This window comes from Stenotrophomonas sp. YJH_SMC_131 (assembly GCF_059367975.1).
This window is the reverse complement of record NZ_JCAFRJ010000006.1, coordinates 285,468-304,610: the sequence shown is the minus strand read 5'-3', so window position 1 is coordinate 304,610 and position 19,143 is coordinate 285,468. Positions and strand designations below refer to the sequence as shown.

General features: G+C 67.3%; 18 protein-coding genes and 5 tRNA genes. 3 read left to right on the top strand and 20 right to left on the bottom strand.

Features of this window, described 5'->3' with window-relative positions; genetic code table 11:
* Positions 1-163 precede the first annotated feature (163 nt).
* On the top strand, positions 164-1,237 hold the full coding sequence (locus tag AC5P56_RS14805; RefSeq protein ID WP_164077629.1) for an alpha/beta hydrolase family protein: 1,074 nt from the start codon (positions 164-166) through the stop codon (positions 1,235-1,237).
* 175 nt (positions 1,238-1,412) lie between these two features.
* Here the strand turns inward: AC5P56_RS14805 and AC5P56_RS14800 are convergent, their stop codons facing one another.
* The 5 genes from AC5P56_RS14800 to AC5P56_RS14780 form a co-directional block, all read right to left on the bottom strand.
* A complete protein-coding gene (locus AC5P56_RS14800; RefSeq protein ID WP_032959304.1) occupies positions 1,413-1,682 on the bottom strand; it encodes a hypothetical protein in 270 nt (89 codons plus the stop codon).
* A gap of 217 nt (positions 1,683-1,899) precedes the next feature.
* Positions 1,900-2,814: an ADP-ribosylglycohydrolase family protein gene (locus tag AC5P56_RS14795; protein ID WP_014646667.1), complete on the bottom strand. Its 915-nt coding sequence runs from the start codon at positions 2,812-2,814 to the stop codon at positions 1,900-1,902.
* 121 nt (positions 2,815-2,935) lie between these two features.
* Positions 2,936-3,009, bottom strand: a tRNA-Cys gene (locus AC5P56_RS14790).
* 66 nt (positions 3,010-3,075) lie between these two features.
* Positions 3,076-3,151: transfer RNA gene (locus tag AC5P56_RS14785), tRNA-Gly, on the bottom strand.
* A gap of 142 nt (positions 3,152-3,293) precedes the next feature.
* Positions 3,294-3,369, bottom strand: a tRNA-Gly gene (locus AC5P56_RS14780).
* A gap of 130 nt (positions 3,370-3,499) precedes the next feature.
* Here AC5P56_RS14780 and AC5P56_RS14775 point away from each other — a divergent pair.
* Complete coding sequence (locus AC5P56_RS14775) at positions 3,500-3,901, top strand: hypothetical protein (protein ID WP_046429875.1); 402 nt, start codon at positions 3,500-3,502, stop codon at positions 3,899-3,901.
* A complete protein-coding gene (locus AC5P56_RS14770) occupies positions 3,894-4,343 on the top strand; it encodes a hypothetical protein (RefSeq protein WP_495231770.1) in 450 nt (149 codons plus the stop codon). The genes AC5P56_RS14775 and AC5P56_RS14770 overlap by 8 nt, the downstream gene beginning before the upstream one ends.
* A gap of 2 nt (positions 4,344-4,345) precedes the next feature.
* Here the strand turns inward: AC5P56_RS14770 and AC5P56_RS14765 are convergent, their stop codons facing one another.
* From AC5P56_RS14765 to AC5P56_RS14695, 15 genes are all read right to left on the bottom strand, one after another.
* Positions 4,346-5,260 (bottom strand): HlyD family secretion protein, encoded by a 915-nt coding sequence (locus AC5P56_RS14765; protein WP_014646637.1) that lies wholly within the window; start codon positions 5,258-5,260, stop codon positions 4,346-4,348.
* Positions 5,257-5,985 (bottom strand): ABC transporter ATP-binding protein, encoded by a 729-nt coding sequence (locus AC5P56_RS14760; protein ID WP_495231769.1) that lies wholly within the window; start codon positions 5,983-5,985, stop codon positions 5,257-5,259. Before AC5P56_RS14760 ends, AC5P56_RS14765 begins: the two co-directional genes overlap by 4 nt.
* Positions 5,986-5,995: 10 nt before the next feature.
* Entirely contained in the window at positions 5,996-7,135 is a 1,140-nt protein-coding gene (locus AC5P56_RS14755) for an ABC transporter permease (protein WP_032959316.1), read from the bottom strand.
* Positions 7,132-8,595, bottom strand: a complete 1,464-nt coding sequence (locus tag AC5P56_RS14750; RefSeq protein WP_288494430.1) for an efflux transporter outer membrane subunit — start codon at positions 8,593-8,595, stop codon at positions 7,132-7,134. Before AC5P56_RS14750 ends, AC5P56_RS14755 begins: the two co-directional genes overlap by 4 nt.
* Positions 8,596-8,961: 366 nt before the next feature.
* A tRNA-Gly gene (locus AC5P56_RS14745) sits at positions 8,962-9,037 on the bottom strand.
* Between the two features lie 117 nt (positions 9,038-9,154).
* Positions 9,155-10,261, bottom strand: a complete 1,107-nt coding sequence (locus AC5P56_RS14740; protein WP_495231768.1) for an NAD(P)/FAD-dependent oxidoreductase — start codon at positions 10,259-10,261, stop codon at positions 9,155-9,157.
* 139 nt (positions 10,262-10,400) lie between these two features.
* Positions 10,401-10,476: transfer RNA gene (locus AC5P56_RS14735), tRNA-Gly, on the bottom strand.
* A 249-nt stretch (positions 10,477-10,725) separates the two neighbouring features.
* Positions 10,726-11,352 carry a CDP-diacylglycerol--glycerol-3-phosphate 3-phosphatidyltransferase gene (pgsA, locus tag AC5P56_RS14730; RefSeq protein WP_012510614.1) on the bottom strand — a complete coding sequence of 209 codons (627 nt, stop codon included), beginning with the start codon at positions 11,350-11,352 and terminating at the stop codon, positions 10,726-10,728.
* 18 nt (positions 11,353-11,370) lie between these two features.
* Positions 11,371-13,215 carry an excinuclease ABC subunit UvrC gene (gene uvrC, locus AC5P56_RS14725; RefSeq protein WP_014646611.1) on the bottom strand — a complete coding sequence of 615 codons (1,845 nt, stop codon included), beginning with the start codon at positions 13,213-13,215 and terminating at the stop codon, positions 11,371-11,373.
* Positions 13,212-14,624, bottom strand: a complete 1,413-nt coding sequence (locus AC5P56_RS14720; protein ID WP_495231767.1) for a hypothetical protein — start codon at positions 14,622-14,624, stop codon at positions 13,212-13,214. Before AC5P56_RS14720 ends, uvrC begins: the two co-directional genes overlap by 4 nt.
* Positions 14,621-15,109, bottom strand: coding sequence for a low molecular weight protein-tyrosine-phosphatase (locus AC5P56_RS14715; protein ID WP_014646609.1), 489 nt, complete (start codon positions 15,107-15,109; stop codon positions 14,621-14,623). Before AC5P56_RS14715 ends, AC5P56_RS14720 begins: the two co-directional genes overlap by 4 nt.
* Positions 15,106-15,879, bottom strand: a complete 774-nt coding sequence (gene kdsB, locus AC5P56_RS14710; protein WP_495231766.1) for a 3-deoxy-manno-octulosonate cytidylyltransferase — start codon at positions 15,877-15,879, stop codon at positions 15,106-15,108. Before kdsB ends, AC5P56_RS14715 begins: the two co-directional genes overlap by 4 nt.
* 75 nt (positions 15,880-15,954) lie before the next feature.
* The gene (gene lpxK / locus AC5P56_RS14705; protein WP_032960871.1) at positions 15,955-16,974 is read right to left on the bottom strand and encodes a tetraacyldisaccharide 4'-kinase; all 1,020 of its coding nucleotides are present in this window, start codon (positions 16,972-16,974) and stop codon (positions 15,955-15,957) included.
* On the bottom strand, positions 16,974-18,722 hold the full coding sequence (gene msbA / locus AC5P56_RS14700) for a lipid A export permease/ATP-binding protein MsbA (RefSeq protein ID WP_014646606.1): 1,749 nt from the start codon (positions 18,720-18,722) through the stop codon (positions 16,974-16,976). The genes lpxK and msbA overlap by 1 nt, the downstream gene beginning before the upstream one ends.
* Positions 18,719-19,141: an ExbD/TolR family protein gene (locus AC5P56_RS14695; protein WP_053494939.1), complete on the bottom strand. Its 423-nt coding sequence runs from the start codon at positions 19,139-19,141 to the stop codon at positions 18,719-18,721. Before AC5P56_RS14695 ends, msbA begins: the two co-directional genes overlap by 4 nt.
* Positions 19,142-19,143 lie beyond the last annotated feature (2 nt).

Genomic DNA, 19,143 nt, shown 5'->3' with positions numbered 1-19,143 from the left:
GCCTTCCCGTGGGGAATGCGGATAATCGACGCGATGCTGTGCAGAGCCATGCCGCCAGCGTAGAGCGCAGCACCGCCGACCGGCAATGCCCTGCGGCACTGCAGCGCGCGCAAGGTTGTGCAGGGATCTATGCTCGGCGCCATTCCCGCATGGAATGACCCCGATGCGAACCTTGTTTCGATGTGCGCTTGCCCTCTGCCTGCTGCCCTGGATGACATTGCTGGCTGCACCACCGCCGGCACCGCGCACGCTCAGCGGCGAGCGGCAGGGCGCACCGTGGCGGCTGGATGTTCCGGCCAGCTGGAACGGCGACCTGGTGATGCTGGCCCATGGCTACGAACCGGTCGGCATGCCACGCACCGCACCCATGGCGGCCAATGACAGCACCGCGCCACTGCTGGCAGCAGGTTACGCCGTCGCGCAGAGCGCCTATGCCAGCCAGGGCTGGGCGGTGGCCGATGCGATCACCGACATGGAACGCCTGCGCCAACAGGCAGTGGCTGAACTCAAGCATGTCCGCCACACCTGGATGCTGGGATTCTCGATGGGCGGCGCCGTGACCATCGGCAGCCTCGAGCGCTTCCCGCAGCACTACGCAGGTGGCGTGTCGCTGTGCGGCGCCAATCTCGGTGGCGAACAGATCGCGACCGATCTGCTGACCACGCTGGTCGCATTCGATTACTTCTTCCCTAAGGCCGATGGGCTGCCGGCCGCCGGCCTGGTAGCGCGCGAAGTCGCCGCGCTGCCACAGGGCGAGTTGTACCAGGGCATCGCCAATGCCCTGCAACGTGATCCGTCGCACGCCGCAGTGCTGGCGCGGCGGCTGCAGGTGTCCCCTGATGCACTGGCCGGCGCCATCAGCCTGCACGCACTGGTGCTGCACGAACTGGCCACGCGCAGCGGCGGCATGCCGGTCGGCAACCTGGGGGTGGTGTACAGCGGATTCGGTGACGACGCCGCATTCAATGCCGGCGTTCAGCGCATCGATCCCGTGCCTGCGGCACAGGCGCATGTCCGCGACACGCTGGCAATGACCGGCGCACTGAAGCGACCGCTGGTGATCCAGTTCAACCACAACGACCCGACCATCGTGCCGCACATGCAGACGGTGTATCCGCAATTGGCCGTACGGGCTGGCGCACGCCCGCTGCCACGCGTGTTGCCGCCGGTGGGCGAAGGACACTGTGGTTTTTCTGGGACACAGGTGGTCGACGCCTTGAAAGCAGTGCAACGCTGAGTCCATCGCGTGCCGCAACGCATCACCACCGTGCGGGAAGGGGCTGCTCGGGTGGCGTGTGTCGTTCAGCCGCCAAGGCCTCGGCCTGACCAGCATGGTGCTGCACGATGCACGCCGCCCGATCGGCATGCAGGGCCAGGCGCTGACCGTGCGAGCGCAACCATGACGGGCCCAGTCAGCCGCCCAGCGTGCCCATCGTGAAGGTGTAGCCCGAGCTCATCAGGAATTCGCGCATGCGCATTTCCGCGCGCCGCGGTGAGGCCAGGCTGGCCGGCGCATACAGCGCATACACCAGGCCCGATCCCTCGATATGCTCGCGGCGGACCTCGCAGCGGGCGGTTTCCGAGGCAATCACCCATCCGTCCTTCAGCCGCTCCGGCCCGATGGATTGCCCGTTCTTCAAGCGAAAGGTCAGCCAACGCACATCTGCCATGACTTTGCTCATTTCCGTTTCGCTCCGTGGCTGAAGCGACGCGTGATGTCCTTGCTCGCCATTGCGGCTCCCTGAGACGTGGAACCCGACCATAGCGCCTTTCCATGTCGTGGGTGGCTGAGACTGGCGGCCGCGGCATGCGAGCTGCCGCACGGGTTCCCTCGCGGCGTCGGAAATGGCGACGGCAGGGAGCGTCCTGCCGGCGCAGTTCACGGGCAGGGAACCCGACTCACGCAGCGCGGTCGCTGCCCTGGTTCAAGGCGTGCAGCGCATCGGCCAGCGCCTGGATTTCGGCACGCAGGGCCAGCCGCTGCAACCACCGCCCGGGGATTCCGCGCGCACCATGGAATGCGCCCGCCAGCTGCCCCGCGATGGCGGCCGTGGTGTCGGCGTCCTCGCCAAGATTGGCCGCCTCGAGTACGACGGCTTCAAAGGTGTCGTGGCGATCAAAGCACCAGAGTGCAGCTTCGACACTGTCGACAACATAGCCATTGCCACGGATCTGCTCACGCGCGGCACCGCGGTAGCCGCCCGCCGCGATCTGCTGCAGCCGCGCGCTCTCGACGGGGACATTGCTGAGATCCAGCACCGCGTCACGGGTGCCACCTGCCAACGCCCGCTCCAGCGCGACCGCCAGCAAGCGGCACGCCTCCAGGCACTCCTGCGCAGCGTGCGTCGTTCGCGAACTCAGCTCGGCCATTGCCTGCAGGTCGGGGGTCCCGGCGTAGCGCAATGCCACCGGCGCCAAACGCATGATCGAGCCATTGCCAGCGCTGCGTGGATCGTCACTACCCGCCAGCGGATGGCCATCCTGCAGGAACCGGTCGATCGCAGCCCGCGTTGCCATACCGATATCGAAGCACTCGCCGGTCGCACTCCAGTACCCATGCCGGTACCAGTTGGCGTAGCGGTTCATCTGATCGTGCACATCGAAGGTGTCACAACGCACCAGGCTCTCGGCCAGGCACATCGCCATGGAGGTATCGTCGGTCCATTGCCCCGGCTGCAGCTGGAACGGCCCACCGCCCACCATGTCGGTGATCGGGGTGAAGCTGCCACGAGGCTTGAACTCCAGCGTGGTACCGACGGCATCGCCGCACGCGAGGCCGAGCAAGGCGCCGCGGAAGTGATCAATCTGGTTCATCAGACCAGTGTAGCGCCACCGGATCCGCCATGACTGGCCGCCAGGCCGCGCAACGATCGCGCAAGCGGGAAAGCAATCGTAGCCAACAAAAAAGCCCTGACCGGAGTCAGGGCTTTTCAATTGGAGGCCTCAAGCGGAATCGAACCGCTGTAAACGGATTTGCAATCCGGTGCATAGCCACTCTGCCATGAGGCCAACGTACTGCGCGCCAGGAACGGAACCCTGACAAGACAAAACCCCATGATGGGGCCTGTCGGAACATGGAGCGGGAAACGAGACTCGAACTCGCGACCTCAACCTTGGCAAGGTTGCGCTCTACCAACTGAGCTATTCCCGCGTAAGCCGACATGCTACCGGAAATCCGGAAAACACACCAGCGATTTCACCTTTCTGACTGCGCGCAAAGCCTTGCGGCTCAACGTGCCCCGCCTTGCCGTGGCGGGAGAAAAACAAGGCCCCTGCCGGGGCCCTGTAGAATCTGGAGCGGGAAACGAGACTCGAACTCGCGACCTCAACCTTGGCAAGGTTGCGCTCTACCAACTGAGCTATTCCCGCAGATTCCGTTCGACCTGCGTCGAAGGAGCGCTATTGTGTCCAAATTCCTTCACGCCGTCAACAGTCTTCACATCATGCGGTCACGGGCGTCCGCACTGGGGTACGCTGCCCCGCCCAGCCCCATGCGCCCATGTTCCTTCGCGGCAAACCCTTGTTGATCGCCCTGCTGCTGCATCTGCTGGTGGCGCTGCTGTACTGGGCACTGATTCCGCTGGGAATGAACTGGTATCGCGACCATTTCGGCTTCACCGCCCATCGCGACATCGGCCTGGGCATCGCCCAGTTCCATCTGTTCTGGATGTTCATTGGCGCCCAACTGCTGATCGCAGTGTTGCGGCCATTGTTCGCCAAGCTGCTGGTGCTGGCGGCGCCGCTGGCGTTCGCCAGCTGGACGCTGATGCACGACCATCCGCTGCGCCTGGTGTACTTCACCGTTGGACCTGGCCTGCTGGCACTGGCCGCAATCGCCGCAAGCCTGCGCTATTCGTCGCGGGCAACCTCCCGCTACACCACGGACACCACCGATGCCTAGACGTTACATCCGCCTGTTCTGGCTGCTGGTCGCGCTGACCTGGCTGGCGCTGATCGCCGCACTGGTCAATGCCGGCTTCACTCCGGACTACTGGCTGCTGCACCACCTGGAAGGCGCCGAACTGCCCTACCCGACCAGCACCGTCATCGTCTTCGCGTTGCTGGGCACGGTCGAACTGGTGGTAGCCGCCTTGATCGTGCGGCCGTGGAGACTGAAACGCCTGTGGCTGCGCCTGCTGATCGCCTTCGCCCTTCTGCTGCTGTGGTCGGTGCCGTGGATGCTGTCGGCGATGCATCAGCCGCCGGTACAAGGCATGCATCTGCTGTGGCTGCTGCTGTTGGACGTGGGCCTGCTGCTGGCGCTGTGCATGGTGTCGGCGGTGAGCGCGTGGCGGGCGTTCAGGCGTCGAGGGCGCGCGGATGTGCCCCCGTTGCAGCACTAGGCCTACTTCCGGAACTCCACCCGCACATGCTGGCCGAAGCGCGCCTTGGCCTCGCCATCGAACTCCAGCACGCACTCCACCACCTTGGCCACGCCACGCCCCGCGTCTTCAGGCAGGCGAGCCTGCGCGAACACCGGGCTGATGCGTACCACGCGTGCGGGCGGCAGCGTGCTGGCGTTCTCGGCACCATCGCTGTCTGGCACCACGGTGGCCCTCATGCCCACCTGCACGGCATCGGCGTAGGCCGCGCTGAGTTCGGCACGTACCTGCAGCGGGCGCGCCGGCAGCAGTGATATCGCCGGCTTGCCGGCCTGCACGAAGGCGCCGAGGCCCGGCACCTGGCCGACCACGGTGCCGGCTTCCGGCGCGCTCAGCGACATCTGCTGCAGTTTCAGCCTGGCGTGTTCCAGCTTGTGCTGGGCCATGTCGACCTGCGCACCGGCCACGTCGACATCGGCGCGTACGCCAGCCAGCTGCTGCTTGGCCGCATCGGCCTGCTGGTTGGACGACACGCCTTCGCTCGCACCCGTGGACAGGCGGGTGGCATTGCGCTCCAGTTCGCGCAGCTGCGCCTGGCTGCCCTTCAGGCGGTCATTGGCCAGTGCGAGATCAGCGGTGGCCATCGCCACTTCCTGCTGCAGCAGCGCACCGTCCAGCGACAGCAGAAGCTGCCCCTTCTTCACCGTGGCGCCCTCCTTCACCAGCGCGGCGGTGATCGAACCATCCACCGGCGGCGCCAGCGCGATCAGGCCACCCTCGACATCGATGATGCCGCGCGCCACCGCAACCTTGCCGGCGGTGGCAGTGCTGGCTTTACCTGCAGGTGCCTGGGCGGGCGCGTCCCTGGAACAGGCGCAAAGCAGCAGTGCCGCGGACAGTACCAGGCTGAGGGGAAGCAGGTGCGACGTCTTGGTCATGGGGCGGACTCTACGGTTTCGTTCTGGCGGTGGTCATCACGGACCATGCCGTCTTCCATGGCGATCACCCGATCGGCATGCCGGATCAGGCGCGGATCGTGGCTCACGCACAGCACGGTGGCGCCATGCGCACGTGCGTAGCGATGCAGGATGTCGATCACGCGCTGGCCATTCTCGGCGTCCAGCGCGCTGGTGGGTTCGTCGGCGAAGATCAGTGTCGGCGACTTGGCGAAGGCACGGGCGACGGCCACACGCTGCTTCTCACCGCCGGACAACTGCGCCGGGCGCATGTGGCTGCGGTGGCTGAGGCCCACTTCTTCCAGCGCCTTGCGCGCCAGCGGCTCGCTTTCGCGATTGCGCATGCCGCGGTAGCCCAGCGGCAGCTGCACCTGCTCCAGCGCAGTCAGTGCCGGGAACAGGTTGAAGCCCTGGAACACGAAGCCGACATGGTGCAGGCGGAAGCGCTCCACCTCGCCGCGGGTCATGTGCCCCACGTCCTGACCCAGCGCGTGCACGCGACCGCCATCCGGCGCGGACAGGCCCGACAGCAGCGACAGCAGCGTGCTCTTGCCGCACCCCGAAGGGCCCGAGACCAGGGTCAACTCGCCCGGATAGATGTCCAGCGACAGGCCGCGCAGCACCGGCACCTGTACATCGCCGGACATGAAGCCTTTTTCCAGTGCGTCGGCCTGCAACGTGGGGGCGACGGCATGTTTGGAGGTCATCGGCCGGTCCTCAACGCAGCAGCAACGATGGATCGGAGCGGACCACACTGCGTACCGCCATGATGCTCGACAGCATGGCCATCACCGCGACCAGCGCCACGCAGCCGATGATGACCATCGGCGTCAGCTGCACCGGCACGCGCTGGGACTGTGCGATCAACAGCACGACGGTACTGAACGCCGCCGCCAGCAACATGCCCACGCCACCGATCAGCAATGCCTGCTCGAATACCACCCGTGCCAGCGCGTAGCGACCTGCGCCGAGCGCGTTGAGCGTGGCGTACTCGCGCACCGAACCAGCCACCACCGAGGCGAACGACTGGTTGGTGATCACCGCGCCGACGAAGCAGACGATGACCGCCATGAACAGCACCGCGATGCCGGCGCCGGTGTCGAACAACCAGTACTGCTGCGAACGGCTGGCGAACGCCGGCGCGGTCCAGAACTCGACCGGCGTGGCCTGGCCCATCGACGCAGCGAGGCGGTCGCGCACGCGGTCGGCCAGGTCCGGCGAGCGCAGGCCCGCCACGAAATAGGTACTGCCCTCGTGCGGATCGGTACCGGCGATGGCACGCGCGGTATCCAGCGAGGCCAGCACGTTGACGCCACCGAGGCCACGCAGGCCGGGTTGCGCGGCGACCACGCGCACCGCCTTGCCATTGATCCATGCACGGTTGCTCTGCAGGTCCACGCCGAGCGTATCCAGGTCGGCGCTGTCGACGATCACCGCCCCCGGCTCGCGCAGCTGCGCGCGCAGGTCGGCAGGCAGGATGCGCGCGAACATCATTGCGTCATCGCCGGTGGAGATGCCGGACAGGTACACCGACACGTTGCCGGTACCCTGCGCACCCGAGCGCCATTCGCCATCGACCCACTCGTAGGGTTCGACGCGGGTGACATCCGGGTCCATGCGCAGGTGGCTTTCGACGTCGGCGCTGATCGCATGGCCGTAGTTGACGCTCTGGGTGCCGGGGAAGCCGGCCCAGATGTCGGCCGAGGACGCTTTCACGTAGATCGCAGCGGTACCGAAGATGCCCAGCACCAGTGCCGCCTGCACGATCAACAGCACACCGGCGAAGCACATCGCCAGCACCACCGGCAGGAACCGGCGCCATTCATAGGCCAGGGTCTTGCGGGCCAGCGCGATCATTGCGATTCGCCCTCACCCTCGACAGGCAACGGAGCACCACCGAGGGCGCGGTAAAGCGACGCAAAGGCCAGCACGCGCGCACCCTGTGCACCGATCAGGTCGGCCTGCGCGGCGAGTGCCGCACGCTGCCCGTCAAGCCCGTCGAATTCGCTGGACAGCCCCAACTGCACCTGCCGCGCCTGCCGCTTGACCTGTTGCCCGGCGGCATCATCGGCCGCGCGCAGCGACTGGATGCTGCTGTCCTGGCGCGCCAGGCTGCCGAGCGCGCCTTCCACTTCGCTCACGCCTTCCAGCACCGCCTTGCGGTAACCCAGCAAGGCGGCATCCAGCTGCTTTTCATCGGCATGGAAGCGTGCGCGGCGCTGGCCCCAGTCCCACAGCGGAATATCGATGTACGGGCCGATCGACGGGCTCGAATCGGAATTGGAGCGGGCGTTCTGGGTGAGGTTGTAGGCGTACAGGATGGAGCCACCGAGGCTGACACGCGGATACATCGCGGCGCGTGCCGAACCCTTGCTGGCAGCAGCCTGCATCACCTCCGATTCGGCCAGCAGGATCTGCGGCCGATGGCGCAGCAGATCGGCCGGGACCTGCTGCAGCGAGAACGCACCCAGCGTCGGCGGCGTGCGATAGGCACGCCAGGCCGGGTCCGGGCCATCGCGTCCCAGCAGCAAAGCCAACGCATGGGCAGCGTTGTCCGCGTTTTCCCGTGCCTGTGCCGTGGCCGCGCGGGTGGCGGCCTGACGTGCACGCAGGCGATCAAGTTCGCCGGGCTCATCAAGGCGCAGGCGCTGGCGTACCAGGGCCAACTGTTCGCCGCGATCGTCCACCGCCTGCTGGCGGGCCAACAGGTCCTGCTGGGCCTGCGCCACGGTCAGATCCAGATAGCTGCGCACCACGTCGGCGATCACCGCGACCTGCGCGGCACCACGCAGCGCCTCGGCGTTGCCGGCCGACGCCTGCGCGCTCAACTGCGCGCTCTCGGCGGCGCCGAACAGGCCCAGGTCCCAGATCGCTTCGATACCCGCGTGGAAGTAGGTGTCGACCGCAGCGGCATCCTGCACCTGCTTGGCGCTGGCGGTGATTTCCGGCAGGAAGCGCGAATCGGACGTGCCGGCGACAATCCGCACGGCCTGCAGGCGCAGCGTGGCCTGCTGCAGGTCGAGGTTGCCGGCGATGGCCTGATCGACCAGTCCATCCAGCGCTGGATCGGACAACACTTTCCACCACTGTTTGGCGTCCACCGCCACGCCTTGGCCCTGCGGCACCTGGGTCCAGGTGCTGGGCGTGCGATCAGGCAGATCCGGAACCGGCACCGACATGCAGCCCGCCAATGCGAGACTTGCGAGCAGCGCGCCGGGTCGCAGCACTGCCTGCAGGGAGAGTCCGCGCCCCGTCCTGGGCACTGCCACTGAAGTGATACGCCTGACCACCAGCCCGCCAACGTGTAGAAGGAGCATGAAGGCTACCGTGCGATTGTGGAGCGAACATGGAGAAATGGTCCGAAAAAGGTCACAGCACCCGTGCGGTTCAGGCAACGCCGGCGCAGGCCTTTCGCCAGCCTTTCAGTGCCTGCAGCAGGCGGAACACTGGTGCGGATTCCAGGTCATTGCGTCTGTTGCAGCCCCTCATGCCAGGTGCTTCCGATCGTCCCCACGATCGCTGCGCCCCCCGTCATGCCGATTGCGACACCAATATCGGAATCGCCCCCGCTGCAGACTTACCACGCCCACCATGAAAATGTCGTGGCCCGCCTGTAGCGACCCGCCTGGCCAACGTCATGACAAACGAAAAACGCCCCCTTGCGGGAGCGTTTTTCTTGAATCTGGAGCGGGAAACGAGACTCGAACTCGCGACCTCAACCTTGGCAAGGTTGCGCTCTACCAACTGAGCTATTCCCGCAGATTCCGTTCGACCTGCGTCGAAGGAGCGCTATTGTGTCGATATTGCTGCACGGCGTCAACAGGAATTTTCACGTGAACCGAAGGACGGCGTTCAGGCGCCCCCTGCCTGCTCGCTTTACCTGCGCAGGCCACGTCGGTGGAAATAGACCTGCTCGGCGATGCGACGCGTGGCGGCCGTGTGCAGCAGTGCATTGAGCGGCCAGTCGGCCTGCAGATGGTCCATCGCCCAGCGCAGCAGGCGCTTGCCACCGAAGGCCGGGGCCGCCTGCCGCGCCACCCGCTCGGCGTCCGGCCCCTGGCCGCGCAGATGCCGCGCGATCGCCTCGCCGACCGTCCAACCGTGCCGCCACGAGGAATGGATGCCGCCGGCCGAGAGCGGCGAGACGATGCCCGCCGCGTCACCGGTCAGGATCAGGCGGGGCCCGCTGATCGGGCCGTCCGGCCGGCCGCAGGGCACCAGACCGGCGCGGGTGGCCGAAGGACGCGCCGAGGCCGGAATGCCGACCACATCGCGCACATGCTCAAGGAAATCATCGATATCTGGCGGCCGCACCCGGTCCGGATCATGGCGCACTGCCAACCCGACCTGCAGCCCGGTCGGATTCTGCGCGACCCAGCCGATGTAGCCCGGTGCGTGGCGCTTGCTGACGAAGCAATGCAGTGCATCGCCCTGCGACACCTGCAGGCCGGCGAACTCACGCTCGACGCCGTAGAGGTTGTCACGCACCTGGCCAAGCCCGGTGCGTTGTGCCACGCGTGAGCGTGCGCCGTCAGCGCCAACCAGATAGGCGCAGCGCCCTGCCCCTTCCACCTGCCAGCCGTCACCACTGCGATGGGCGTCGGTGAAGGACTGTTGCAGGCGAAGGTCGACGCCATTCGCGCGCAGCTCACGGGTCAGCCAGCGCATCAGGTTCGGCGTATCGGTGGTGAGGAAGTAATAGCCCGGTGCGGCCAGCAACACGCTGCGCAGGTTCGGCGCATACAGGCGCACGTTTGCGACTCGCTGCACCAGATGCTCGGGCATGCGCCCCAGCCAGGTCTGCTCCATCGCTTCCTTCACCACGATGCCGGTGGTGTGCAGGCGCTCACCGGGGTCGGCCTTGCGTTCCAGCACGCAGACGCGCAGCCCGTACTGGACAGCGGCCAATGCGCAGGCGGCGCCGGCGAAACTGGCGCCGACGATGACCACATCGTGGTCGTAAGCAGAGGATTGATGAGGCATCGCGGCATCGCCGGGCTGGAACGGAGATACAGCTTCGCGAGCACGCGTGGTGAGGCGATGGGGTGGCGGTGAAGCAGGGATGAAGTGCCCTGCACACAAACGAAAAAACGCTCCCTTCCGGGAGCGTTCTTCTTGAATCTGGAGCGGGAAACGAGACTCGAACTCGCGACCTCAACCTTGGCAAGGTTGCGCTCTACCAACTGAGCTATTCCCGCTTGGGAGGCGAAATTCTACCTGTTCCAAGGATGGCGTCAAGCGGTTTTTCCGGGGCCTGCGAGGCGCCTTGCACCGCGTATCCATGCATGGCGTGGATCTACCACGGCATCCCCGCAAACCGATGGATCCGCACCATCCGTGGACGCAGCATTTCCAGTAGGTCCACGCCATGCGGGGATAGGCGCATCGATGGGGTCAGAGCCCTTTCCTTCGGAAAGGGATCCGACCCCGGGGCTCAGACCCCGGGCTCAGTTGCCCAGCTTCTTCTGCCGCGCACGCTCGCGCGCAGCGCGCTCATCGTCGCGCAGGCTCGGCCAGGCGGCGTGCAGGTACTGCAGGCCCGACCACAGGGTCAGCACGGCGGCAATGGCCAGGGTCCAGTCGCCGATATGGAACACCGGCCAGCCCATCCAGATGTCTTCCACCGGCACGTTCGGGGCCACCGAATACAGCAGGCACAACAGCGCGACCATCTGCGCGGTGGTCTTGACCTTGCCGATCATCGCCACGCGCACCTTCGCGCGCTGGCCCAGCTCGGCCATCCATTCGCGCAGCGCGGACACCGCGATCTCGCGGCCGACGATGACCGCCGCCCAGAACGCCATCCACGGCGTCGGGTGACCCTGCACGATCAGGAACAGCGCCACCGCTACCATCAGCTTGTCCGCGACCGGGTCGAGGAAGGCGCCAAAGGCCGACTCCAGCTGGTAACGGCGTGCGATCCAGCCATCGAGCCAGTCGGTGATCGCGGCCAGGCCGAAGATCGCCGCCGAAGCGAAGTTGGTCCAGGTGTAGGGCAGGTAGAACACCAGCACCAGCACCGGGATCATCACGATCCGCAACAACGTCAGCCAGGTGGGCAGGGTCAACTTCATGCTTGCGTGCTTCTCTCTCTACTCGGCCGCATCAGGCGTGGCCAACCCGTGCAGGTTAGCGTAGATACGTGCCGCGAGGGCGTCATTGATGCCTTCCACCTTGGCGATCTCGGCTTCGCCAGCGGCTTTCAGGCCCACCAGGCCGCCGAAATGCTTGAGCAGGCTGGCGCGGCGGCGCGGCCCGATGCCGGGGATATCCTCCAGTTTGCTGGTCATCCGCGCCTTCTGGCGGCGCCCCCTGTGGCCGGTGATGGCGAAGCGATGCGCCTCGTCGCGCACCTGCTGGATGAACTGCAGCGCCGGGCTGGCCGCGCCCGGGCGCAGCTCGCGGCCATCGGGCATCACCAGCGCCTCGTGGCCGGCACGGCGCTCCACGCCCTTGGCCACGCCCACCAGCAGCACGCCTTCCACGCCCAGATCGGCCAGTGCGGCCTGGGCCTGCGACAGCTGGCCGGCGCCACCGTCGATCAGCAGCACGTCCGGCAGCACGCCCTGCTCTTCCACTGCGCGGCGGAAACGGCGGTCGATGGCCTGGCGCATGGCGGCGTAGTCGTCGCCCGGCTCGATGCCGCTGATGTTGAAACGGCGGTACTGCGCGCGCACCGGGCCGGCGGCGTCGAACACCACGCACGAGGCTACGGTGGCCTCGCCCAGGGTGTGGCTGATATCAAAACACTCGACACGCTTGACCGGCTCGGCCAGGCCCAGCATCTCGCGCAGCGCATCGCTGCGTGCATGCTGCGCGTTGCGGCTGTTGAGTTCGGTGGCCAGGGTCAGCTGCGCGTTGCGGCTGGCCAGCTCCACATAGCCGGCGCGCTCGCCGCGCACGTTCCACTTCAGCTGCACCTTGCGCTCGGCCGAGGCCGACAGCGCGGCGACCAGCAGGTCGGCGTCGGGAATCTCGCGGTCCAGCAGGATCTCGCGCGGCGGCTCGAATTCGATGTAGTACTGCGAGACGAAGGCGGCAAGCACCTCTTCCGGGCTTTCCTCGCCATTGGTGCGCGGGAAGAACGGGCGGGTGCCGAGGTTGCGGCCATCACGGAAGGCCAGCAGCAGCACGCAGGCCTGCGAGCCCTGCATGGCCACGGCCAGCACATCGAGGTCCGCGGCGCGGCCATCCACGTACTGGCGGGTCTGCATGCTGCGCAGCGAGGAGATCAGGTCGCGCAGGCGCGCGGCCTGCTCGAACTCCAGCGCCTCGCTGGCGGCCTGCATCTGCTCGCCCAGTTCGCGGGTCAGCTCGTCACTCTTGCCTTCCAGGAACAGGGCGGCGCGGCGCACCGACTCGGCGTACTCCGGCGCCGGGACCAGCTCCACGCAGGGCGCGCTGCAACGCCCGATCTGGTATTGCAGGCACGGTCGCGAACGGTTGCGGAACACGCTGTCCTCGCAGCTGCGCAGCTTGAACAGCTTGTGCATCAGGTTCAGCGTCTCGCGCACGGCGGTGACGCCGGGATACGGCCCGAAGTAGCGCCCGGGAATGGCACGCGGGCCACGATGCAGTGCGATGCGCGGCCAGTCCTCGCGGGTCAGCAGCACATGCGGGTAGGTCTTGTCGTCACGCAGCGAGACGTTGTAACGCGGCGACAGCGACTTGATCAACTGGTTTTCCAGCAGCAACGCCTCGGCTTCCGAGCGCGTCACGGTCACGTCCATGCGCGTGATCTGCGAGATCATCGACATGATCCGCGCGTTCTTCGGGCTGCCGTTGAAATAGCTGCCGACACGGTTGCGCAGCGCGCGCGCCTTGCCCACGTACAGCAGGGTGTCGTCGGCGGCGTACATGCGGTACACGCCAGGGGCGGTGCTGAGCTGGGCCGCGAAGGCCTTGCCGTCGAAGGCCGGGGCGGGAACGTCGGTCATTCGCTGATCGGGACTTCGCTGAGCACGCCGCTGTCGGGGTCGAATCGCAGCACGGCATGGGCGTCAGTCTCGGCGATCCACACCGCACCGGCGCCCACCGCCAATCCGGCCGGGCCATGCAGGCGGCGCGGCAGCGGCTGGGTGGTCAGTTCACCGCCGCCCAGGCGCAGCGTGCGCAGGCGACCGTTGCCGGTATCGGCAATCCACAGCAGCGGAGCGTCCGCGCTCAATGCGATAGCCTGCGGATACTGCAGGCTGGCCTGCGCACGCGGGCCGTCTTCGCTGCCGAAGCGCCAGGGCCCCTGCCCGACCAGCGTCTGCACCAGGTCGCCGCGCAGTTGCAGTGCACGGATCGAGGATCCCAAGGCGTCGGCGACGTACAACACCTGCTGCACCACGGCCAGCGCAGTCGGTTGGGCAAAGGCAGCCAGGTGGCCGCTGCCGTCACGCTCTTCGATGGAACCACTGCCGGCGCGCCATTGCAGGCTGCGCTGGCCCAGGTGGTAGCTCCAGATGCGGTTGTCGCCGGCCATCGCGATGTGCAGCTGGTTGTCGGCGATGGCCAGGCCGACAGGATGGTCCAGCGAGACCTGCCGCGCCTGCGCCACCGGACCTTCCATCGGCGCACCGGGACGTCCGTTGCCACACAGCGTGTCGACGATGCCGGTCAGCAGGTTGATGCGGCGCACCGCATGGTTGCCTGTGTCGGCGACGTACAGCGAATCGCGCTCCAGCACCAGCGCCTGCGGGCGGTGGAACGCCGCTTCGGCCAGGTTGCCGTCCATGAAATCGGCGGTACCGAGGCCGAACTGGCGCAGGATGCGGCCGCCATGGCTGCATTCGAGAATGCGGTGGTGGCCACTGTCGGCGATGTACAGGCGTTCGGTGCTGACCGCCAGGCCCAGCGGGAACCGCAGCGCCTGGCGTGGTTCCGGATGCAGTTCGCTGCCGCCGCGCGGCGGCGCCGAAGGCGCGCCCTGGCACAGCGTGTTCAGGGCGCGCTCCAGTTCACCGGGTGCTCCCTGCCCGACCAGCCGCTGCTGCTCGCGACCCTGCGCGTCCAGCAGCACCACGGTCGGCCAGGCGGTAACGCCGAAGCGGCGCCAGCCATCCCAATCGGCATCGAGCAGTACGGGCATGGCCAGACCCTGGCGGCGCAGCAGCTTCAGTGCGGCACTGGCGTCGCGCTCGAAATCGAAGCGCGGCACCTGCAGCACCAGCGGCTGCAGCTTGCCGGGGTGGCGCGAGAGCCATTGGCCGAACTCGGCCAGGCGTTGCGCACTCCAGGCGGAGGCCGCATTGACGAACAGCAGCGCGACCGGCCGGCCGCGCAGTTCGGTCAGGGTGCAGGGGGTGGCATTGAGCCAGGTGGCGAACTCGGGCAGGTCCGGGACGGGCTGGACGTTCATGACCCGATTATGCCGGAGTCGGCGTCATGCAACAGTCGTGCCACCGCACGTTTTGCAGCATCGTCGACCAGCGACCAGACCTGTTCGAAATGATCGCTGCCGCCGGTATAGGGGTCAGGGATGGCTACCCGCCCCTGAACACCCGACCAGGGCAGGTACAACGCCAGCCGTTCACGCTGGGCCGCCGACGCCAGGCGCCCTGCATCACGCAGGTTGGCCTCGTCGGCACACAGGATCCAGTCGAAACGGTCGAAATCCACGGCCTGCAGCTGGCGTGCTCGCAGGCCGCCGATGTCCACGCCGTGCCCGGCCGCGCAGGCGATCGCGCGGCGGTCCGGCGGCTCGCCCACGTGCCAGTCGCCGGTGCCAGCCGAATCAACCTGCACCCGCCCGGCCAGCGGCGAGGCATCCAGGCGTGCGCGCAGCGCGCCTTCGGCCATCGGCGAACGGCAGATGTTGCCGAGGCAGACGACCAGCAGCCTCATCGCGGCGCCATCGCCTGCAGCAGCCCCTCGGCGCGCTCCAGGTCCTCGGGCGTGTCGATGCCCGGCGGGAACGGCTCGGGCGAGATCGCCACGCTGATCGGATAGCCCGCTTCCAGCACGCGCAGCTGCTCCAGCGATTCGACCTGCTCCAGCTGGCCCGGCGGCATCGCCGCGAACTGCTGCAGGAAGCCGGCGCGATAGCCGTAGATGCCGATGTGGCGCAACCAGTGGTGGCCGTCCGGCAGCGTGTCGCGGCTGCGTGCGAAGCCGTCGCGGTGCCAGGCGATCGGCGCGCGGCTGAAGTACATCGCCTCGTTGCGCACGTTGCGCACCAGCTTCACCACGTTCGGGTCGAACAGGGTGTGCGCGTCCTCGACGGTCGTGGCGAGAGTCGACATCGTCGCAGTGCCTGCGACCAGCGCATCGGCCACCGCACGGATACCGGCCGCCGGTGCGAACGGTTCGTCGCCCTGCAGGTTGACCACCACCGTGTCATCGGCCCAGCCGGCAATGCGTGCGCATTCGGCCAGGCGATCAGTGCCGGAGGCGTGCGTGGTCGCGGTCACCGCCACCTTCACTTCGGCCAGCCCGGACAGCGCATCGGCAATGCGCTGATCGTCGGTCGCTACCCAGACTTCACGGGCACCGGCCTGCAGCGCGCGGCGCGCCACATGCAGCACCAGCGGCTCGCCGCCCAGCGGGCGCAACGGCTTGCCCGGCAGCCGCGAGGCGGCATAGCGGGCCGGAATGGCGACGACGAATTCAGTCATGCAGGCGGTACTCGGCAGGCTCGTTACAACGGGAATGCGGGCAGCAGCGCGTGAATGCAAGCGCCGCCGCACCACTCAGTTCGGCCGCAGCTTGTCCAGGCGATCGGTCAGCGCCACCCAGAACGCCGCGGGCAGCTCGGCGCGCAGCGGAACCGCGTAGTGCCAGTCGTTGCCGAACGCACGGCATTTCACCGCGTCCTTCTCGGTCATCAATACCGGCAGCTGGCTGCCGAAGGACAGGTCCTGCGGCTGGTAGGCCTGGTGGTCGGCGAACGCATGCGGCACCACGCCGATCCCGCGCGCGCGCAACATGTCGAAGAAGCGCTGGGGATGGGCAATGCCGGCCACCGCATGCACGCGCTGGCCCTTGAAGTACGCCAGCGGGCGAGCGCGGCCACCGGCCAGCGGCTGTGCACTGTCGATGTGCAGCGCCATCGGCCACTGGCCGAAGCCACAGGCCTGCGCTGCGGTTTCCTCATCGGCCTGGCCGAGGTTGACCACCCGGAAATCGCATTCGCTGGCGCGGCTGACGGGCTCGCGCAACGGCCCGGCCGGAATCATCCGGCCATTGCCGTAGCGACGCTGCGCATCGACCACTTCGATCTCGATGTCGCGCGCCAGGCGGTAGTGCTGCAGGCCATCGTCGCAGACGATCACATCGCAGCCGGCCTCGATCAGCGCCTTGCCGGCGGCGACACGGTCGCGGTCCACGCGCACCGGCACACCGGTCTTCCAGGCGATCAGCACCGGCTCGTCACCGCCCTTGGCAGTTGGCGTATCGGCCTGCACCCACAGCGGCTTGTCGGCGTCTTCGCGACCATAACCACGGCTGGCCACGCCCGGCTTCCAGCCGGCCGCGCGCAGGCGCTCGACCAGGGCAATGGTCAGCGGCGTCTTGCCGGTACCACCGGCGGTGATGTTGCCGACCACGATGACCGGCACCGGCAGCGAGTGGCGCTTGCGCCAGCCACGCCGATAGGCGCGCCGGCGCAGCGCGGTGACACCTGCGTACAGCGGCGCCAGCAGGCGCATCGTCCACGGAACGGGGCTGCCGTCGTACCAGTACGCCGGGGTCTGGGTACCCTTGCCGGCCATCAGTCCTGCCTTTCGCGGAACTGCATGCTGTGCAGATGCTGGTAAAGGCCGCCCAGTTCGAGCAGCTCCTTGTGGGTGCCACGTTCAACGATGCGGCCATGGTCCATCACCAGCACCTGGTCGGCATGCTCGATGGTCGACAGGCGGTGCGCGATGACCAGCGTGGTGCGTTCCGGCATCAGGCGCTGCAGCGCATCCTGCACCAGGCGCTCGGATTCGTTGTCCAGCGCCGCAGTGGCTTCGTCGAGGATCAGGATCGGCGCGTCGCGCAGGATCGCGCGGGCAATCGCCAGGCGCTGGCGCTGGCCACCGGACAGCAGCGCGCCATTCTCGCCGACCGGGGTCTGCAGCTGCTGCGGCATGCGTGCGATGAACTCCCAGGCATTGGCCGCTTCGGCCGCCGCACGGATCTGCTCATCGGTCGCCTCCATGCCGTAGGCGATGTTGGCCGCGATGGTGTCATCGAACAGCATCACCTTCTGCCCGACGATCGCCACCTGCCGGCGCAGGTCGGCCAGCGGATAGTCATCCAGGGCCACGCCATCGAGGGTGATGACGCCGCCACTGGGCTCGTAGAAGCGCGGAACCAGCCGGATCAGGCTGGTCTTGCCGCTGCCGGAACGGCCGACGATGGCCGTCACCGTGCCCGGCCTGGCAACGAAACTGATGTCGTCCAGGGCAATGCCGCTGTCTTCGCGGTAGCGCAGCATGACGTGGTCGAACGCCAGTTCGCCGCGCACGCGCTGCACGCGGTGCTGGCCCTCATCACGCTCCACCGGCATGTCGAGGATGCCGAACAGGCGCTCGGCGGCGGAGACGCCGCGCGAAATCGAGGTCTGTACGCTGGTCAGTCGGCGCAGCGAGGGAATGATGGCCATCATCGAGGTCATCAGGCCCATGAACTGGCCGGCATTGAGGCGGCCGGCCAGGGCTTCGCGGGTCGACACCCAGACGATCACCGCCAGCGCCAGTGCGGCCAGGAACTGCACCACGCTGGACGCGGCGGCGCGGGTGACCTCGACCTTCATGTTCAGCGCCAGCATGCGGTTGGCCAGGCGCGAGTAGCGCGAGATCTCATGCTGCTGGGTGCCGTGCACCTTCACTTCCTGCTGCGCGGCCAGCGACTGCTCGGCAGTCTGCGCCATCGTGCCCATGCCGTCCTGGATGCCGCGGCTGATGCGACGGTAGCGCTTGCCCACGTAGGACACGATGCCGCCGATCAGCGGCACCACCAGCAGCATCGCCAGGGTCACCTTGACGCTCATCTGCAGCATCACCGCCAGCATCGCGATGATGGTGAGGGTATCGGCGACCACGGTCTTCAGCGCGTCGGCACTGGCCTGGGTGACCTGTTCCGTATCGAAGTTGAGGCGGCTGACCATTACCGGCGTCGCTTCGGTATCGAAGTGCGACGACGGCAGGTGCAGGTACTTCTGCAGCACCTGCTCACGCAGGTCGCGGACCACGCTGCGGCCGGTCTTGGCCAGCGTGTAGTCGCTGACCCAGGTGGCCAGGCTGCGCATCAGGAACAGGCCGAGGATGGTCAGCGGCAGCACCACGGCCGCGCGCGGCTGCGGATCGACGAAACCTTCGTTGACCAGCGGCTCCATCAGCTTGGTGAAGTGGTAGCCGGCAAGAGCTTCGACCACCATGGCGATGACCGCGCCGACCATGAACACCCAGTAGGTGCGGGTGTAGCCCAGCAGACGTTTGTAGATCGGCCACACCGGCGCGTGATGGGAACTCATGGACGCACCTCTGGCGCAGTTGCAATGGCGATACGACGGAAACCGAGCTGACCGAGCGCGTCCTGCGCAGTCACCACGGCCTGGTAGGGAGTACGCGCGTCGGCGCGCAGCAGCACGGGCTGGCTGCGATCACTGCCGGCGACGGCGACGATGGTCTGCTTGACGGACTCGACATCGCTGCGCAGCACTTCCTGGTCATTGATGAAATAACGGCCTTCGGCGTTGATCAGCACGCTGAGCGAACGCGGCGGTTCGTTGTTGGGCTGCTGGCTGGCGGTGGGCAGCTGCACCTGCAACGTCGAGCGCGCATCGAAGGTGGTGGTGACCACGAAGAAGATGATCAGCACCAGGATGACGTCGATCAACGGGACCAGATCGATATGCGGCTCATCCTGGGATCGGTCATTGCCGATACGCATCG

Coding starts and splice junctions, on each gene's coding strand:
- msbA (WP_014646606.1), bottom strand. CDS start 18,722: ATGAGTTCCCATCACGCGCCGGTGTGGCCGATCTACAAACGTCTGCTG.
- AC5P56_RS14800 (WP_032959304.1), bottom strand. CDS start 1,682: ATGAGCAAAGTCATGGCAGATGTGCGTTGGCTGACCTTTCGCTTGAAG.
- pgsA (WP_012510614.1), bottom strand. CDS start 11,352: ATGAAGTTGACCCTGCCCACCTGGCTGACGTTGTTGCGGATCGTGATG.
- uvrC (WP_014646611.1), bottom strand. CDS start 13,215: ATGACCGACGTTCCCGCCCCGGCCTTCGACGGCAAGGCCTTCGCGGCC.
- AC5P56_RS14715 (WP_014646609.1), bottom strand. CDS start 15,109: ATGAGGCTGCTGGTCGTCTGCCTCGGCAACATCTGCCGTTCGCCGATG.
- AC5P56_RS14740 (WP_495231768.1), bottom strand. CDS start 10,261: ATGCCTCATCAATCCTCTGCTTACGACCACGATGTGGTCATCGTCGGC.
- lpxK (WP_032960871.1), bottom strand. CDS start 16,974: ATGGCCGGCAAGGGTACCCAGACCCCGGCGTACTGGTACGACGGCAGC.
- AC5P56_RS14805 (WP_164077629.1), top strand. CDS start 164: ATGCGAACCTTGTTTCGATGTGCGCTTGCCCTCTGCCTGCTGCCCTGG.
- AC5P56_RS14750 (WP_288494430.1), bottom strand. CDS start 8,595: ATGCTCCTTCTACACGTTGGCGGGCTGGTGGTCAGGCGTATCACTTCA.
- AC5P56_RS14720 (WP_495231767.1), bottom strand. CDS start 14,624: ATGAACGTCCAGCCCGTCCCGGACCTGCCCGAGTTCGCCACCTGGCTC.
- AC5P56_RS14755 (WP_032959316.1), bottom strand. CDS start 7,135: ATGATCGCGCTGGCCCGCAAGACCCTGGCCTATGAATGGCGCCGGTTC.
- AC5P56_RS14695 (WP_053494939.1), bottom strand. CDS start 19,141: ATGCGTATCGGCAATGACCGATCCCAGGATGAGCCGCATATCGATCTG.
- AC5P56_RS14765 (WP_014646637.1), bottom strand. CDS start 5,260: ATGACCAAGACGTCGCACCTGCTTCCCCTCAGCCTGGTACTGTCCGCG.
- AC5P56_RS14760 (WP_495231769.1), bottom strand. CDS start 5,985: ATGACCTCCAAACATGCCGTCGCCCCCACGTTGCAGGCCGACGCACTG.
- AC5P56_RS14795 (WP_014646667.1), bottom strand. CDS start 2,814: ATGAACCAGATTGATCACTTCCGCGGCGCCTTGCTCGGCCTCGCGTGC.
- AC5P56_RS14775 (WP_046429875.1), top strand. CDS start 3,500: ATGTTCCTTCGCGGCAAACCCTTGTTGATCGCCCTGCTGCTGCATCTG.
- kdsB (WP_495231766.1), bottom strand. CDS start 15,879: ATGACTGAATTCGTCGTCGCCATTCCGGCCCGCTATGCCGCCTCGCGG.
- AC5P56_RS14770 (WP_495231770.1), top strand. CDS start 3,894: ATGCCTAGACGTTACATCCGCCTGTTCTGGCTGCTGGTCGCGCTGACC.